This is a genomic window from Exilispira thermophila (genome assembly GCF_055389015.1).
Genome location: NZ_AP042476.1, coordinates 2,466,712 through 2,482,384 on the forward strand (window position 1 = coordinate 2,466,712; position 15,673 = coordinate 2,482,384).

Here is a 15,673-nt window from a genome sequence, read left to right on the forward strand (position 1 = left end):
TAGACCAATAAAGGATTGAAATGGATAAGAAAAAAATTGATGAGATACTTGATTTATATAATAAGATTAAGGATAAAATTGAAAAGAGATTAAAAGAATTTAAATTAAATTATGATTCATATGATAATAATGAAGTTTTTGTAGAATTTGCTTTTTGTTTATTAACACCTCAATCAAAAGCAAAACTTTGTTGGGATGCTATTGAAAAATTAAAACAAAATAAGCTCCTTTTTACAGGAAATTCTGATACAATAATTAATTATTTATATGGGGTAAGATTCAAATATAAAAAATCTTTATATATTGTTGAAAATAGAGATAAGTTTAGTGAAAATGGAAAAATAGTAATTAAACAAAAAATTCTAGAATTTGAAAAAAGATGTAATTCAAATAGGGAATTGAGAAATTTACTTGTTAAAGAAGTTAAAGGGTATGGATTTAAAGAAGCAAGTCATTTTCTAAGAAATATTGGGAAAGGTGTAAACCTGGCTATTTTAGATAGACATATTTTAAAAAATATGGTTTATGCAAATATAATTGATGAAATACCAAAATCATTACCAAAGAAAAAATATTTAGAATTAGAAGAAAAATTTATAGAATTTTCAAAAATATTGAATATTGATTCTCAACATCTTGACTTTGTATTATGGTATAAAGAAGCAAATGATGTTTTTAAATAGTTAATTTAATAAATACAAAAAAAAGGCTATCCTTTAAGTTTCAGGACAGCCTCTCTTTTTTAGTTTATTGATAAAATTTAAATCCGGTTAATTGAATATTATCTGTAAGTGCAAACTTCTAAATTAAAATTAATTTTATATATTAAAGTTTTTCAACTTTAATATATGCAGTTTTTCCATTTATATCCCATTCTTTAAAATTTGCAAAGTCTTTAGATTTATCAATTTCATAAATGTTTATTTCTAAAGATAGTGTTTCATTTTTAATATAATCTATAAATTCTTTTAAAGAAGCGACAAGATCAGAACTTGCATATATTGTAGTTTTTATTCTATCAACAACATTGAATTTCTGTTCTTTTCTCATATTTTGAATTTTGTTAATTATTTCTCTTGCATTTCCTTCATCAATTAAAGATTTATTTAAAGTTGTATCTAATCCAACTGTTATATTACCTTCATTTAATATCTTTAATCCCTCTTTTTCTTCTCTAACAATAATAATATCATCTAGTTTAATGTTATATGAAAAGTCATCTTCTTTAACTTCAAAAGAACCACCTTTCATAATATTAACAATATCATTATTGTTTAGTTTTTGTAACCCTTTCTGTAATTTTTTAATATTTTTACCTAAAGTTTTGCCAAGTTTTTTAAAGTTTGGTTTTGCGGATAAATTAAGCATTTTAGATTCATCAGTATCAAAAACAACTTCTTTAACATTAAGTTCCTCTTTGATAATTGATGCCATATCATTAATAATATTAATTTCATTTTCAAATGAATCTATAATATAAATTTTTGAAAGAGGTTGTCGGATTTTAATATTAGCAGCAGCTCTAAGGCTTCTACCAAGTCTTGTTGCTGTTTCTATAAGTTCCATCCTCTTTTCCAGAGTTTTATCTATTTGTTCAGGATTAAATTCTGGATATGGTTCAAGATGTACTGATTCTTTCCCATTTTTTGCAAGATTTTTATAAATCTCTTCTGTTATAAATGGTATAATTGGAGCAGCTAATTTTGAAAAAGTAAGTAAAACATAATATAAAGTTAAATATGCTTCATGTTTATCATTGTCATTTTCAGATTTCCAGAATCTTCTTCTTGATCTTCTAATATACCAATTTGTAAGTTTATCAATAAATTTTAGTATAGAAGGAATAGATTTATAAAGTTTATACTCCTCAGTTGCTTCAGTAACTTCTTGAATAAGATGTTGTAAAACTGAGATAATCCATCTATCAAGCTCGTTAGAAAATTTATGTTTTTTTATAACTTCTTCAAGATTTAAAGGGGGTTCCCATTTATCAATGTTTGCATAAGTAACAAAAAATGAATATGAATTCCATAACGGTAAAAGTATATTTTTTACTACTTCTTTTACCCCATTTTCAGAAAATTTTAATTCTTCAGCTCTAATAACAGCAGAATTAACAAGATAAAGTCTTAAAGCATCAGCACCATATTTATTCATAATATAAGTTGGTTCAGGATAGTTTTTAAGTCTTTTACTCATTTTTTTTCCATCTTCTGCCAAAACCAATCCATTTACAATTACATTTTTAAAAGCAGGAGAATCAAATAAAGCCGCAGCAATAACTGTTAATGTGTAAAACCATCCCCTTGTTTGATCAAGCCCTTCAGAAATAAAATCTGCAGGGAAAAGTTTGTTAAAATCATCTTTATGTTCAAATGGGTAATGTTGTTGTGCATAAGGCATTGACCCAGATTCAAACCAGCAATCAAGAACTTCAGGGATCCTTTTCATTTCTCCACCACATTCATCACATTTAAAAGTAATTTCATCAACAAAGTGTTTATGGATATCTGTAATTTTTTTACCACTTAATTTTTCTAGTTCTTCAATTGATCCAATGCAATGAGTTTTACCACATTTTTCACATTTCCATACTGGTAATGGTGTTCCCCAGAATCTATTTCTGGAGATTGCCCAGTCCCTTGCTCCTTCAAGCCATTTCCCAAATCTACCATTTTTTATATGTTTAGGTATCCAGTTAATTTTCTGATTAGCATCTATCATCTTTTGTTTTATTGGTTCAATCTTAACAAACCATGTTGAAATCGCTTTGTAGATTAAAGGTGAATCACATCTCCAGCAATGTGGATAGTTATGTTTAATAGTATCTTTTTTTACAAGTTTTTTTTCTTTTTTTAATCTTTCAATTATTAATTTATCAGCATCTTTAACATGTATCCCCTTGTAATCAATTACTTCATCTGTGAATTCACCATTTTCATCAACTGGGGCAACTGTTGGAATATTGTATTTTTTACCAGTATTGTAATCATCTTCTCCAAAACCAGGTGCTGTATGGACAATACCAGTACCATCTTCAATTGATACATAATCAGCAAGTACAACTTTAAAAGCATTTTCTGAGATATTTTTGAAATATGAGAATAAAGGTTCATATCTTTGACCTTCAAGTTCTTTTCCTTTAAATTCTTTTAAAATAGAGTATTCATCTTCTTTTCTATAATAAGCTTGTAATCTTGATTTTGCTAAGATGTATTTTTCTTTTGAATCATTATCCAGAACAAGCACGTAATCAATATCAGGACCTACTGCTAATGCAAGGTTTGACGGTAAAGTCCATGGAGTAGTTGTCCATGCAAGAAAATATGTATTATTTTCTTCAAGCGATTTAAATTTAATTGTAATTGCAGGATCAGATACCTCTTTATATCCTTGATTAACCTCAAAATTTGATAAAGGAGTTGCACATCTTGGACAATAAGGCAAAATTTTGTATCCTTCATAAATCAAACCTTTATCCCATAAAGCTTTGAATACTGCCCAGATAGATTCCATATAAGGTAGATCCATAGTTCTATATGCATTTTCAAAATCTACCCATCGACCAAGTCTTTTAATTATTTTTTCCCATTCAGATGTATATCTTAAAACAATTGATCTACATGATTCATTAAATTTATCTATACCAAATTTAATAATATCTTTTTTAGTTTTTAAATTTAATTCTTTTTCCATTTCATATTCAACTGGAAGTCCATGACAGTCCCATCCCCATCTTCTTTGTACATATTTGCCTTTCATTGTATGGTATCTGGGGATTATATCTTTTAAAATTCCTGGGACAAAATGTCCATAATGGGGAAGCCCGGTAGCAAATGGGGGTCCATCGTAAAAAATAAATGGTTCATTATCTTTAGTTTGTTCTAAAGATTTTTCAAATATTCTGTTATTTTCCCAGAATTTTACAATTTCTTCTTCCATTTCAGGAAAAGATACTTTGTTGTTAACTTCTTTAAACATAATCTGGCTCCTAAATATGAGTATATCTTATAATATGTGTTAAAGTTAAATAAAACAAAAAAATAGTTTAAATCAAGTTTTTTAAATGGATTTTAAATATTTTAAAATGTTTTAATAATAAATATTTAAATAATTTTTATATATTTGTTTTGAGAAAATTTATTGCATTTTTGATCCTTATCAAAGTTTCTTCTTTACCAATAACTTTCATTGTTTCAAAAAGTCCAGGTGAAAATTTTCTACCAGTTATAGCAACTCTCAAACTCATGAAAACATTTCTTACTTTTTCTCCTGTTTCTTCAATAAATCCTCTTAAACTATTTTCAAGTTCTGTTTCATTAAAATCTGTTTCTTCAAGTGTTGGTAAAATTTTTTCCAGTATATTCAATGCTTTTTCTAAAGTTCTTTTTTTATCAATAAAATCATCTTTATTATAGGCAACAGGAGTTTTAAAGAAGAAATTACAATAAGGGCCAATATCTTGAAGTAACTCAATCCTTTCTTGAATTAATGGTAAAATGTTTTTGATTTTTTGTTCATCTTCAGGGGAAATTGATATTTTATCAATATTTTCTTGAAGTTCAATTATTGATATTTTAGATAATGTATTATTTGAAGATGACCACATATAATCATTTTTATTATAATTTTTGTCTTTATATTTGAAATCAATATAACCTGCATCAATAAAATATGGCAGGGATAATTTATAAAACTTATTAAGATCTAAATTTCTAATATAGTGCCCATTGTACCATTTTAGTTTTTCATATGAAAAAACTGCAGATTTCTTAGAAACCTTAGAGATATCAAAATATTTTAAAAGTTCTTCCATAGAAAAAATTTCTTTCTTATCGTCATATGACCAACCTAACATTGCCAAGAAATTTACTAAAGCTTCAGGTAAATATCCTAATTCTCTAAATTCTTTGATTGAAGTTGCACCATGCCTTTTTGATAGTTTTCCACCATCTTCTGATAATATAACAGGTAGGTGAATATATTCAGGTATTGGGTATCCAAGGTAATTAAATAGAATGTAATGTACTGGCATTGAGGAGATCCATTCTTCCCCCCTTGTTACATGGGAAATATGCATTTGCGTATCATCAACAGCATGTGCAAGATGATAGGTTGGAAACCCATCAGATTTTAATAGTATAATATCTTCAAGGCTTTCATTATCAAAAACTATTTTACCTCTTATCATATCATGGCATACTGTTTGTCCTTCAAGAGGAACTTTCAATCTAATTACATAAGTTTCATTGTTTTTAAGCTTTTCATCAATTTCTTTTTGAGTTAAATTTCTACATTTTCTATCATAAGAAGTTTTTAACCCTTTTTTTAGTCTTTCTTCCTTAACTTCTTTTAGTCTTTCTGGAGTACAAAAACAACGATAAGCTTTACCTTCTTCTAAAAGTTTTTCTGCTGCTTTTTTATAAAGATTAAGTCTATTGGACTGATAGTATGGTCCTTCATCCCAATTCAATCCTAACCATTTTAAAGAGGATTCAATATCTTTTACAGAATCTTCAACATATCTGTTTCTATCAGTATCTTCAATCCTTAAAATAAATTTGCCTTTATTTTTTTTTGCATGAAGATAAGTAAAAAGTGCTGTTCTTGCACCACCAATATGAAAATAACCGGTTGGAGAAGGAGCAAATCTTGTTCTAACTTCCATAAAAAATCCTTTTTTATTTTCTAATAATTTTTTTTATTATTTATAATTATGTATTATATAGTCTTTTAAAGATAGTATTATTATGGAGATTAATTTTTATTTAAGAACCAGACTCAATTTATATAATAATCCAATATATGGTAGTTTTGCAATTTTTTTATTTTTGATTTTAGTTAATGTTTGTATAAGCATGGCAGTTGAACCAAGAATGTTGGCTTTTTTAAATTTTTTAATTGCCAAACTTTCAGGTGAAGAGATAAAAGGTAACCCTGTACCAATTCTTATAAACCAGAATGTTGATTTTTGATTAATATTGGATGCTGCAATTGGTTTAACTACAAAAAAACCTGTAAAAATTATTAACAAAATAATTAAAATTAATAAAATACTTAGAATTATTAAACCAGTTTTTCCATTTTTTTTTCTTTTGATCATTATGTATCCTTATTTACGGTTTTAAAAAAATTACATTAAATATGATAATTGTCAAATTTAACAGATATTTAAAAGACTTCCTATTGATTTTTTATAAAATTAATTTAATGTTTAATTAGTATTTATATTTTAATTTCTTTCATTTATTATTATAAAGAATAAAATTTATATTTTAGCAACAGTTTTTTATTTTAAAAAAAAGTTTATAAAATTAAGGATAAATATTGAAAACAATTTATAAGATAGAATATTTATCCCCTATTGGGTTTATAAAAATTTATTCAGATGAAACAAGTATAATTGCTTTAACTATTGGAAGCAGAGAAAATAATAAAAAATATATTTGGGATAATTATGAAAAATATGTTTTAAAAAATAGGACCCCAAAAATATTAGAAGAAGCAAAAAAGCAAATTGATGAATATTTTAAAGGGAAAAGGAAAAAGTTTGAGCTAAAATTAAAAATTGAAGGTACTGATTTTCAAAAAAAAGTTTGGAATGCCTTATTAGAAATACCTTATGGTGAAACAAGAAGTTATAAACAAATAGCAGAAATGATAGGAAATCCTAAAGCTTTTAGAGCAGTGGGATTAGCTAATAATAAAAATAAAATAGGAATTATAATACCCTGCCATAGAGTAATAGGTGCAAATGGAAAACTTGTAGGATATGCATCAGGTTTAGAAAATAAAAGATTTCTTTTAGATTTAGAAAAAAAGTTTAAATAGATTTAGAAAATTTGAATAAAAATTTAATATAAATAGAGAAAAAAAAGTAAATAGTAAGATTAAATAAAATTAAAATAAAAATTTATTAAAGGAAACAATAAAAGAGAAATGAAGATGAAGAGAATATATTTTACTATGTGATATATAGAAAAATTTGAAGGGGAAGAAAAATTAGTGAATTTTTAGGTATGACATTTAATTTTAAAATAAAACCAGTTTTTCCTATGGATGCTATGCAGTTAAGAGGAGCAATAAATAGTGATGGTTGGGGTTTATCATTTTATGAAGATGGTGCAGCAATTGTATTTAAAGAGCCAATAGATATAAGAAAAAGTATGTTATATAATTTTTTAAAAACATATAGTTTAATAAAAACAAAAACATTTTTACTCCATGTAAGAAGTGCAAATACAGGGGAAATTAATTTTAAAAATACACATCCTTTTAAAAGAATTTTAAAAGGGAAAGAATATGTTTTTATGCATAATGGTCAAATAAAGAATTTTAAAAATCTTGAAATAGATGAATGTTATTTGCCTATTGGAACAACGGATTCAGAGTATATATTTTGTTATTTATTAAGAAAAATTGAAAAAAGAAAGATTTGTAAATGGGATAAAGAAAGTTTTGATTGGTTATTACAGCAAATATTTTATATTAATAATTCAGGGACTTTGAATTTTTTAATGTCACAAGGGGAGTATCTTTTTTGTTATTATGATAAAAATAGATTTGATACCTTGTATTATTCAAAAATAGAAAAGATAAGTGATCATTTTAAAGTAAAATTTGTTGATCTTAATGAAGAATTTGAGATAAATTGTGGTATTGAAGATGAAGAATTAAAAAAGAAATTAAAGGGATACATTATTTCTACAAAACCATTAACAGAGGTAGGATGGATCCCATTTAAGCCTGCTCAATTAATGGTTTTTAAAGAAGGGGAATTGTTATATTCAAGTTGATATTTTTAGTTTTTTTATATAAGTTTTTTATTTTTTATATCATTTAAAATTTCATATACCTCATAAATTGTGTATGGTTTTTTCAAAAAATAATTGAATCCAATTTCTTTATAATTACTAATTGCAGGATTATTGGAATATCCAGAAGATACAATGGCAATAATATTGGGGTTTTTATCTTTAATCTCTTTTATTAATTCTATGCCCCCTTTACTATCTGGCAAAATCAAATCAAGTATAACTATATCAAATTTTTTGCTGTTAAATTTTTCAATAAATTCATTATCAGTGTAAGAATTTTCAATATAGCATCCAAGATGTTTGAAAAGTTTATTAGCAGCTTTGTGAATAATCGGGTCATCATCAAGAAGTAAAATTGAATAATTAAATTTAGTGTTTATAGTTTCATTATTATTATTGGTTTTTATAAATTTACCAGTTGAAGGGATTAATAAATAAAATGAAGTTCCTTTATTAATTTGAGATTTTACAAATACATATCCATTGTGATTTTTGCAAATATTATAAACAGAGTATAATCCTAAACCATTTCCTTTCTTTTTGGTAGTGAAAAAGGGGTCAAAAATTTTTGATAATTTTTCTTTATCTATTCCTATTCCATGATCTTTTATCTCAATTATTAAATATAGTTTTTTATCAATAGGAATATTATTAAATTTATCAATAATTTTATTTTCAATTAATATGTCAATATTTCCTCCATCAGGCATTGACTGATCAGCATTTATAAGTATATTATTTAAGGCTTGCATTAATTGATTTTGATCAGCTTTAATAGCGTATATATCATTGCTTTTAATTAAAATATTGTATTTACATTTACCACCTCTCAGTGATAATTTTGCAGCTTTTTCAATAAGATCAACAGGATCAATTTCCTGTTTAATTGTTTTTGCTTCCTTTGTAAAAGTTAGTAATTGCAAGCTTATGTTTTTTGCTGATTCAGCAGCAAGTTCAGCTTCTTTTAAAAGGGATAAGAATTCCTTATTTTTTGTTTTCATTTGCAATAGTGTAATATTTGCTATAACTCCTGTTAAAATATTATTAAAGTCATGAGCAAAACGAGAAGATAGGTTTTTTAAAGAATTTAATTTTTGAATTTTAATTAATTCATTTTCAGCAAGTTTTTTTTCAGTTATATCTCTACCAATTGATATTATGCTTATAATTTGATTTTTTTTATTAATTATTGGGATTTTAATTAGATCAAAATAACAGAGTTTGTCATTTTCTAAAATTAGTTTTAATTCTTTTCTTATTATTTTAGTATTAGTATTAAATGGAGAAATCACATTTTTTTCATACTTAATATTTTCGAGATCTGTATAAAATGATTGAATAGAAAATTCTTTTATAAAATCATTTAAATTTTTAGAATTATTTATATATAAATTGGTAAGTTCAGTTATTGTATGATTTTTGTAATTTGAATTATTTATTTTAAAAAGAGATAAAAACGATTTATTGGCTTCAACAATATTATCATTTGAATCAACAAAACATATAATATCAGGTATAGAATTTATTAGATTTCTTAATTTTTCCTCGTTTGTTTCAAGTTTTTCATTTTTTTCAATAATTTCATTAACTTTTTCTTTAACCTTTTTTCTTAAATAAATATTATTGATAAATAATAAAATAAGAATAAAAAAAATTATTAATAAAGTAATTATTATATGATTTCTGTATTTTAAAAAATAGTTTTTTCCTTCAGGAGTCCTTCCAATCCATTTTGCATAAAGTTTATCTAAAATACCCTGTTTTATTGCTTGATTAATCCCTTTATTTAAAATGTTTAATAAAATTATATTTCCATTTTTTACAGCCATACAATTTTGACCTATATATAAAGGTTTTCCAACTATTTTAATTTTATTAACATAATTTTTATTGAAAACATGATACCAGACAACCTGTTCATCGCCTATTACAGCATCAGATTCAAATGAGACAATTTTATCAACTGCTTCATAAAAATCCTGTACATAAATTATTTTAGCTTTAACGTTATGAGAAGTTAAAAATTCCTCAGCTACATCACCTTTTTGCATACTTATTTTTTTATTATTTAAGTCTTGATATGACTGAATGTCATATCTATTTATATATGTAAAAATTGAAGATGGAACTTTAAAAACTGTTTTTGTAAAGTCAAAAAATTTATCCCTTTTTTCACTATAAAAAAGGGAAGTTATTACATCAGCTTCTCCTTTAAGTACTGAAAGTTGTGCTTTTTGAAATTGTTGAGGTATAAATTTAACTTTAAATCCATATTCTGTAGAAATCCATCTTACAAGATCAATCATCATTCCAGTATATTCGTTATTTTTATCAATGAATTCAAATGGAGCATAATTTATCTGACCGGTAAAAATTATGGTTTTCTTGTTTTTTAGATATTCTTTTTCTTTATTAGTTAATGAATTTAATTTAAAATTATTTTTGCAGGAATTGGAAAAGAATAAAATACCAATAGTGAAAATTAAGAGTATCTTTAATACTACTTTTTTATGCATACATAAAACCTTAATTTTATTAAAAACTAACAAAAGTAGACAATACTTTTATAAAATCTTTAATTTTAGAAAAATATTTTATTTTTAAATTAAATTAAATGCCATAATAATATTTAATGTGTGTTTGATTTATTCTATAATTATATTATTATATATAAAAATCAATTGTCAAAAATAATATATATGAAAAATAAAGATTTAGATATTACAGATTATTTAAGAAAGATTTTCAGTAAAATAAAACTGGTTTTATTAATTATTGATAGTGACAATAATATAATTTATTATAATAAATATTTTTTAAAGTTGTTAGACCTTGATAAGATAATAAAAAAAAATAATCTGGAAAATGAAATTGTTAAAAAATTAAAATTGATTGATGCTATTAATAAAAAAGATAAAGATCTAAACCTTTATAATATTTTTAGTAATGATAAAAATTATAATAACCATATTCTTGAAATAAAGTTAGGGAAAAAGTTTGAAAAAAAATTATTTTTTATAATTAATAAAATTAAGTTTGATTATGATTCATCAATTTATAAATTGATTTTATTAAATGATATAACTGTTATTAAAACTAATGAGAAATTTCTTCAAGACAAGATTAAGGATCTAAATAAAAAGTTGAAATATGCAGAAATATTAGCATCAATAGATCCATTAACAAAAATTTATAATAGATACAAATTTTATGAAGAGTGTAATAAATTAATAAATTTATACAATAGGTATGGAACAATTTTTTCGATTATAATGTTTGATATTGACAATTTTAAAAAGATTAATGATAATTTTGGCCATATAACAGGGGATAATGTTTTAAAAACTATTTCTACTGTTGTAAGTTATACTATTAGAAATACAGATATATTTTTTAGATGGGGTGGAGATGAATTTATTATCCTTTTACCCAATACTAATTTAGAAGGTGCTTATATAAGTGCTGAGAAAATAAGAGAAGTTTTAGAAAACACAGATTTCAATTCTGAGAAAGAACATGTTGGTAAGGTAACATGCAGTTTTGGAGTATCAACAATTGAAAAAGAAGTTGATTGTGATGAATTGACAAAAAAAATTGATAGTGCAATGTATAAAGCGAAAAATAGTGGTAAGAACAGGGTCTTTAAAATTTAATGAATCTATTAAAAAAGAGAAATAATTATTTACAATCATTTTCATATTATTTTGCTTTTTTATCTTTTGGAATGGTTATATCCTCTCTTGGACCATCAATTCCTTCATTGGTTTTTAATACAAAAACCACAATAGGAAAAATAAGTTTTTTGTTTACAACCTATAATCTTGGAATATTAATAGGTTCATTAATAGGAGGCTTCCTTTTTGATTATTTTAGAGGGCATATAGTTTTAGGTTCTTCTTTAATATTTGTTTCAATACTATATTGTTTAGTTCCTTTGATCTCTTTTTATCTTTATCTTATTGGTTTAACTTTTTTTTTAGGAGTTTTTTTAGGGATAATTTTAGTTGGAGGTAATACTCTAATTGTATGGGTTAATAAAGATAGAGTTGATATGTGGATTAATGGTTTACATATGTTTTCAGGAATAGGTGCTTTTATCTCTCCTCTTTTAATAAGTTTATTGTTAAATAAAACAGGTTCATTAAAATTATCTTATATTATAATTTCTATTTATACATTTTTGTCTTCAATATTTATTTTGTTTTTAAAAAGTCCAGAAATAAGAAAAATTAAAAAACATGAATCTGAAAGAAAGAAAATCTTAGGCCCTCTAATTTTAATTTCTCTTATGTTTTTGCTTTATGTTGGTGCAGAATCCAGTTTTGGGGGATGGATATATGTTTATACTTTGAACAAATATTCTTCCCATTTGCTTATATCTGGATTAATAACATCAATATTCTGGGGTATGCTTATAATTGGTAGATTCATAAATATGTTTTTATCATCAAAATTTAAAATTAAGGTTGAAAAGACTCTTTTACTTGCTTTTTCTGGTAGTGTTTTAGTTATTCTATTTCTAAACTTACAGAATTTAAATCTTTTTATATATATTGTTTTTGTAATGTTAGCAGGTTTATTAATGGCTACTATATTTCCTTCAATAATGGCATATGCAGAAAAAATTATTGGTATAACTGGTAAAATTAACAGTATATTTTTTATTAGTACTTCAATTGGAGCAATGGTAGTTCCAAGTATAATTGGAAATAGTTATGAAATTTATGGAGAAAAGGCTGTTATGAGTATAATTTTTATTAGCTTATTATCTTCATTTATAGTATTAATTTTTATTTTAAAATTAAATAGAACTAATTATCAAATTAAAAAGAATTTTAACAAGAATGACTAAAATCATTATATTAATAAAAATAAATAATTTGGATTATTTATTTAATTTAAGAAGTGATAAAACTAAAATCATAATATTAATAAAATAAATTTGACCAAAATATTTAAAATGAATAATAATAAAATATTAAAAGAATAATAGTAATAAAATATAATTTGTTTATTCATTTTTCTAATATAAAAATATTTGAAATCTCATAAAAGTTATAATTGGAACTATAGTTAAAGTTAAAATGATATTTTATCTCCTGTTGAAATATATTTGACCCTATCTGAAAAGTAATTTTTAAAAAGTCTATATGCTTCAAAACCAGAACAATGGTTAATTCCAATTAAGTTAAAATCAATATTTTTAAATTCATTTATAATTTTTAAAATATAGTTTTGATCTTTTGATTTTAAATGAAATCCACCTGCTATTAAATTGATTTTATTTATGTTAAAAAAGTTTATAGCTGTTTTGATTATATTGATAATTCCATTATGTGAACAACCAGTGATAATATTCAAAGCATTCTTTTTTTCATCTTTAATTATGAGAAATAGTTCGTCTTTAAAAGTATCCTTTTTGGAGTTTTTTAATAAATTTTTAGTATACTTTTTGTTTAACATTTCTTTGTGTTTAAAATAGTCATTATATGTATCAGAAAAATTAATGATTTTTTCAGAATTTTTCAAATTTTTTTTATTAGTTTTATTTTCTTTTTTAATTGTGGTATCATTATAATAAAAATAACCAGGATTATTTCCTTCAAAATCATTATATTTATTTATGTTCCCTATAATATAAATATTTTGAGATACTTTATAGTATTTGTCTATATAAATAATTTTGTTTGTATAGCTATTCAGATCTTTCCTGATTTTAAATCCTTTATCAATTATTTTATCATTATCTTTTTTATATTTAAAATATAAAGATTCTTTTTTTAAAAGAATTTTAGGTAATTGATTTTTAGAAAATGAATGGTCTTCTAGCAATTTAGTTTTATAATATTCAAGAAGTTTACCCAATCCTCCAGTATGGTCATAGTGGCCATGACTTAATATAATGTAATCTATATCATCAATTTTTTCATTTAATTTATTTACATTTTCTAAAAAAATTCCTGTACTTCCAGTATCAAATAAAATTTTTATATCATCAGTTTTTATTAGGAAAGAAAGACCATGTTCAGCAACTAGATTTTCTTTAAAAGTGGTGTTTTCAATAAGTGTAATCAACTCCATTTTTAGCTCCTGTATATAAAATCAAAAATCAATTTTAATAATATACTTATTAATAACAATTTCAATTAATTTTTTATCTTATTATTTTTTAAATGTAAATAATAGTGTTTAGGTTATGACAATAATATTGTGTAAATTAGTTATAATTCTGGAATTATAACTAATTTGTTTTAATTTTGTAATATTAAAATAGGTTAATTTAAAAATAATTTTGTATTTAAAGTTAAAATAAAAACAATTAAGAACTATAAAATCATAAATCATGTTTTGTAGCTTATTAATAAGCTTTAATTTGAGGAATTGGTTTACAATATTAAAAAAATAATTGTTTAATTAAAATAATTATTTAAATTTAATTTAATTAAAAAGGAGATATAAAATAATATTAAGTCTAAAATAATTAAATTAAACAATTAGAAGTTTATACCATAAGTTTTTAATTAGATAAAAATAAATATAAATGTAAATATAAATGCAGGAGGTTATTATGAATGGAAGAAATAAAAAATTAGTAATCATAATTTTAATATTATTAACAGTAATTATATTTTTTATTTATTATGATTATCTATTTCATCAGGATAACCTATTTAGAAAAATTCATTACTATTCTTATAAAATTGATAAAATGTTGCATCCTGAAAAATATGAAAAGACTGAAGCTTCAAAAATTAATGAGTTAAAGGTTATTACTTTTAATATCTGGTCAGGACTAGATTATAAGGGTACTTTAAAGATGGGGTGGTATGAAGAAAAAAAAATAAGAGAAAAAAGGTATAACCTTTTAATAGACTCACTAAAAAAAATAGATGCTGACATAATAGTTTTAAATGAGGTTAATAATTTGCCATGGTTTGCCAGGAAAATAGCAAAATCATTGGGTTATGATTATATAAGTTATACAGGTGTTTCAGGTCTAAAAATAGGACCTTTTGGACTTCCTATAAATTTAAAAGAAGGGGATGTAATCTTAACAAAAAAAAAGTATGGCCTTGAATTTATGGGAAGAATAAGACTTGAAAAAAAGAAAGGGTATGTTGGGAATCTGTTTTCTCTTCATACTGATGATGCTACACAAGCTATTATAGGAAAAATAATAGCTGCCGGGAAATCTTATATTGTTATAAACACTCACCTTCATGCTTCTTTGATAAATGATGAAGCTACTAATAGTTTATTGTCAAATCTTAGAAATAAGTATAAACAGGATATAAATATTGTGAATAATATTAAAAATGAAATTATAAAAGAAGTAAAATGGAGGCAGGATTCAATAAATATCTTAATAGATTATATTAAAGATAAATTTCCGAATGAAAAAATTATTTTATGTGGTGATTTTAATACTACTTATAAAACTACTGAAATTGAAAAATTAAAAGATTATGGATTTTATAGTTCATACATAAATTATTATAAAATGAAAGGGATTGATTTATTTAAAAAAGATATATTTGGTAATTTAATAAACAAGAAAATTGACTATTTTACATGGAATCCAGATACAAATTTAAATATAATTAAATATTATAAAACCCCATTTATAAACAAAGAAAAAGATTTATTAAATTCGAAAAAAGTAAAATTGACTGTAAATATTTTTAAAAGTTATAGTGACTTACAGAAAAGAAAAATAGATTACATATTTTTAAAAAATATTGAAAAATCAAAAATAATAGAGAGTAAAGTAATATTCAATACTCCAATTGAAGGATTAAATTTGTCAGATCATTATGGTGTCTTAACTGTAATTTCTGTTGAGTAAAAATTTATAT

11 protein-coding genes are annotated in these 15,673 nt (G+C 23.5%); 6 read left to right on the plus strand and 5 right to left on the minus strand.

Features of this window, described 5'->3' with window-relative positions; translation table 11 throughout:
* Positions 1-20: 20 nt before the first annotated feature.
* Positions 21-683, plus strand: a complete 663-nt coding sequence (locus ACZ5EC_RS10475; RefSeq protein WP_464302431.1) for an N-glycosylase/DNA lyase — start codon at positions 21-23, stop codon at positions 681-683.
* 142 nt (positions 684-825) lie between these two features.
* Here the strand turns inward: ACZ5EC_RS10475 and ileS are convergent, their stop codons facing one another.
* From ileS to ACZ5EC_RS10490, 3 genes are all read right to left on the minus strand, one after another.
* Positions 826-3,981 carry an isoleucine--tRNA ligase gene (ileS, locus tag ACZ5EC_RS10480; protein ID WP_464302432.1) on the minus strand — a complete coding sequence of 1,052 codons (3,156 nt, stop codon included), beginning with the start codon at positions 3,979-3,981 and terminating at the stop codon, positions 826-828.
* Between the two features lie 136 nt (positions 3,982-4,117).
* Positions 4,118-5,668, minus strand: coding sequence for a glutamate--tRNA ligase (gene gltX / locus ACZ5EC_RS10485; RefSeq protein WP_464302433.1), 1,551 nt, complete (start codon positions 5,666-5,668; stop codon positions 4,118-4,120).
* 96 nt (positions 5,669-5,764) lie between these two features.
* Positions 5,765-6,103 carry a hypothetical protein gene (locus ACZ5EC_RS10490; RefSeq protein ID WP_464302434.1) on the minus strand — a complete coding sequence of 113 codons (339 nt, stop codon included), beginning with the start codon at positions 6,101-6,103 and terminating at the stop codon, positions 5,765-5,767.
* Positions 6,104-6,327: 224 nt separating this feature from the next.
* Between ACZ5EC_RS10490 and ACZ5EC_RS10495 the strand changes: the two genes are divergently transcribed.
* Both ACZ5EC_RS10495 and ACZ5EC_RS10500 read left to right on the plus strand, forming a co-directional pair.
* The gene (locus ACZ5EC_RS10495; protein WP_464302435.1) at positions 6,328-6,831 is read left to right on the plus strand and encodes a methylated-DNA--[protein]-cysteine S-methyltransferase; all 504 of its coding nucleotides are present in this window, start codon (positions 6,328-6,330) and stop codon (positions 6,829-6,831) included.
* Positions 6,832-7,001: 170 nt separating this feature from the next.
* Positions 7,002-7,796 carry a class II glutamine amidotransferase gene (locus ACZ5EC_RS10500; protein ID WP_464304161.1) on the plus strand — a complete coding sequence of 265 codons (795 nt, stop codon included), beginning with the start codon at positions 7,002-7,004 and terminating at the stop codon, positions 7,794-7,796.
* A gap of 14 nt (positions 7,797-7,810) precedes the next feature.
* Here ACZ5EC_RS10500 and ACZ5EC_RS10505 read toward each other — a convergent pair whose 3' ends face one another.
* Complete coding sequence (locus ACZ5EC_RS10505) at positions 7,811-10,333, minus strand: transporter substrate-binding domain-containing protein (protein ID WP_464302436.1); 2,523 nt, start codon at positions 10,331-10,333, stop codon at positions 7,811-7,813.
* 183 nt (positions 10,334-10,516) lie between these two features.
* Between ACZ5EC_RS10505 and ACZ5EC_RS10510 the strand changes: the two genes are divergently transcribed.
* Together ACZ5EC_RS10510 and ACZ5EC_RS10515 are read left to right on the plus strand one after the other, a co-directional pair.
* Entirely contained in the window at positions 10,517-11,470 is a 954-nt protein-coding gene (locus tag ACZ5EC_RS10510; protein WP_464302437.1) for a GGDEF domain-containing protein, read from the plus strand.
* The gene (locus ACZ5EC_RS10515; protein WP_464302438.1) at positions 11,470-12,669 is read left to right on the plus strand and encodes an MFS transporter; all 1,200 of its coding nucleotides are present in this window, start codon (positions 11,470-11,472) and stop codon (positions 12,667-12,669) included. The genes ACZ5EC_RS10510 and ACZ5EC_RS10515 overlap by 1 nt, the downstream gene beginning before the upstream one ends.
* 227 nt (positions 12,670-12,896) lie before the next feature.
* On the opposite strand, the gene ACZ5EC_RS10520 is transcribed toward ACZ5EC_RS10515, so the two are convergent.
* On the minus strand, positions 12,897-13,898 hold the full coding sequence (locus tag ACZ5EC_RS10520; protein ID WP_464302439.1) for an MBL fold metallo-hydrolase: 1,002 nt from the start codon (positions 13,896-13,898) through the stop codon (positions 12,897-12,899).
* Between the two features lie 487 nt (positions 13,899-14,385).
* On the opposite strand from ACZ5EC_RS10520, the gene ACZ5EC_RS10525 reads away from it, so the two are divergent.
* Positions 14,386-15,663: an endonuclease/exonuclease/phosphatase family protein gene (locus tag ACZ5EC_RS10525; RefSeq protein ID WP_464302440.1), complete on the plus strand. Its 1,278-nt coding sequence runs from the start codon at positions 14,386-14,388 to the stop codon at positions 15,661-15,663.
* Positions 15,664-15,673: the final 10 nt, after the last annotated feature.

Excerpts from the sequence above, each read along its gene's own strand:
- ACZ5EC_RS10520 (WP_464302439.1), bottom strand. The coding sequence starts at position 13,898 with ATGGAGTTGATTACACTTATTGAAAACACCACTTTTAAAGAAAATCTA.
- ACZ5EC_RS10510 (WP_464302437.1), top strand. The coding sequence starts at position 10,517 with ATGAAAAATAAAGATTTAGATATTACAGATTATTTAAGAAAGATTTTC.
- ACZ5EC_RS10515 (WP_464302438.1), top strand. The coding sequence starts at position 11,470 with ATGAATCTATTAAAAAAGAGAAATAATTATTTACAATCATTTTCATAT.
- gltX (WP_464302433.1), bottom strand. The coding sequence starts at position 5,668 with ATGGAAGTTAGAACAAGATTTGCTCCTTCTCCAACCGGTTATTTTCAT.
- ACZ5EC_RS10475 (WP_464302431.1), top strand. The coding sequence starts at position 21 with ATGGATAAGAAAAAAATTGATGAGATACTTGATTTATATAATAAGATT.
- ACZ5EC_RS10490 (WP_464302434.1), bottom strand. The coding sequence starts at position 6,103 with ATGATCAAAAGAAAAAAAAATGGAAAAACTGGTTTAATAATTCTAAGT.
- ACZ5EC_RS10525 (WP_464302440.1), top strand. The coding sequence starts at position 14,386 with ATGAATGGAAGAAATAAAAAATTAGTAATCATAATTTTAATATTATTA.
- ACZ5EC_RS10505 (WP_464302436.1), bottom strand. The coding sequence starts at position 10,333 with ATGCATAAAAAAGTAGTATTAAAGATACTCTTAATTTTCACTATTGGT.
- ileS (WP_464302432.1), bottom strand. The coding sequence starts at position 3,981 with ATGTTTAAAGAAGTTAACAACAAAGTATCTTTTCCTGAAATGGAAGAA.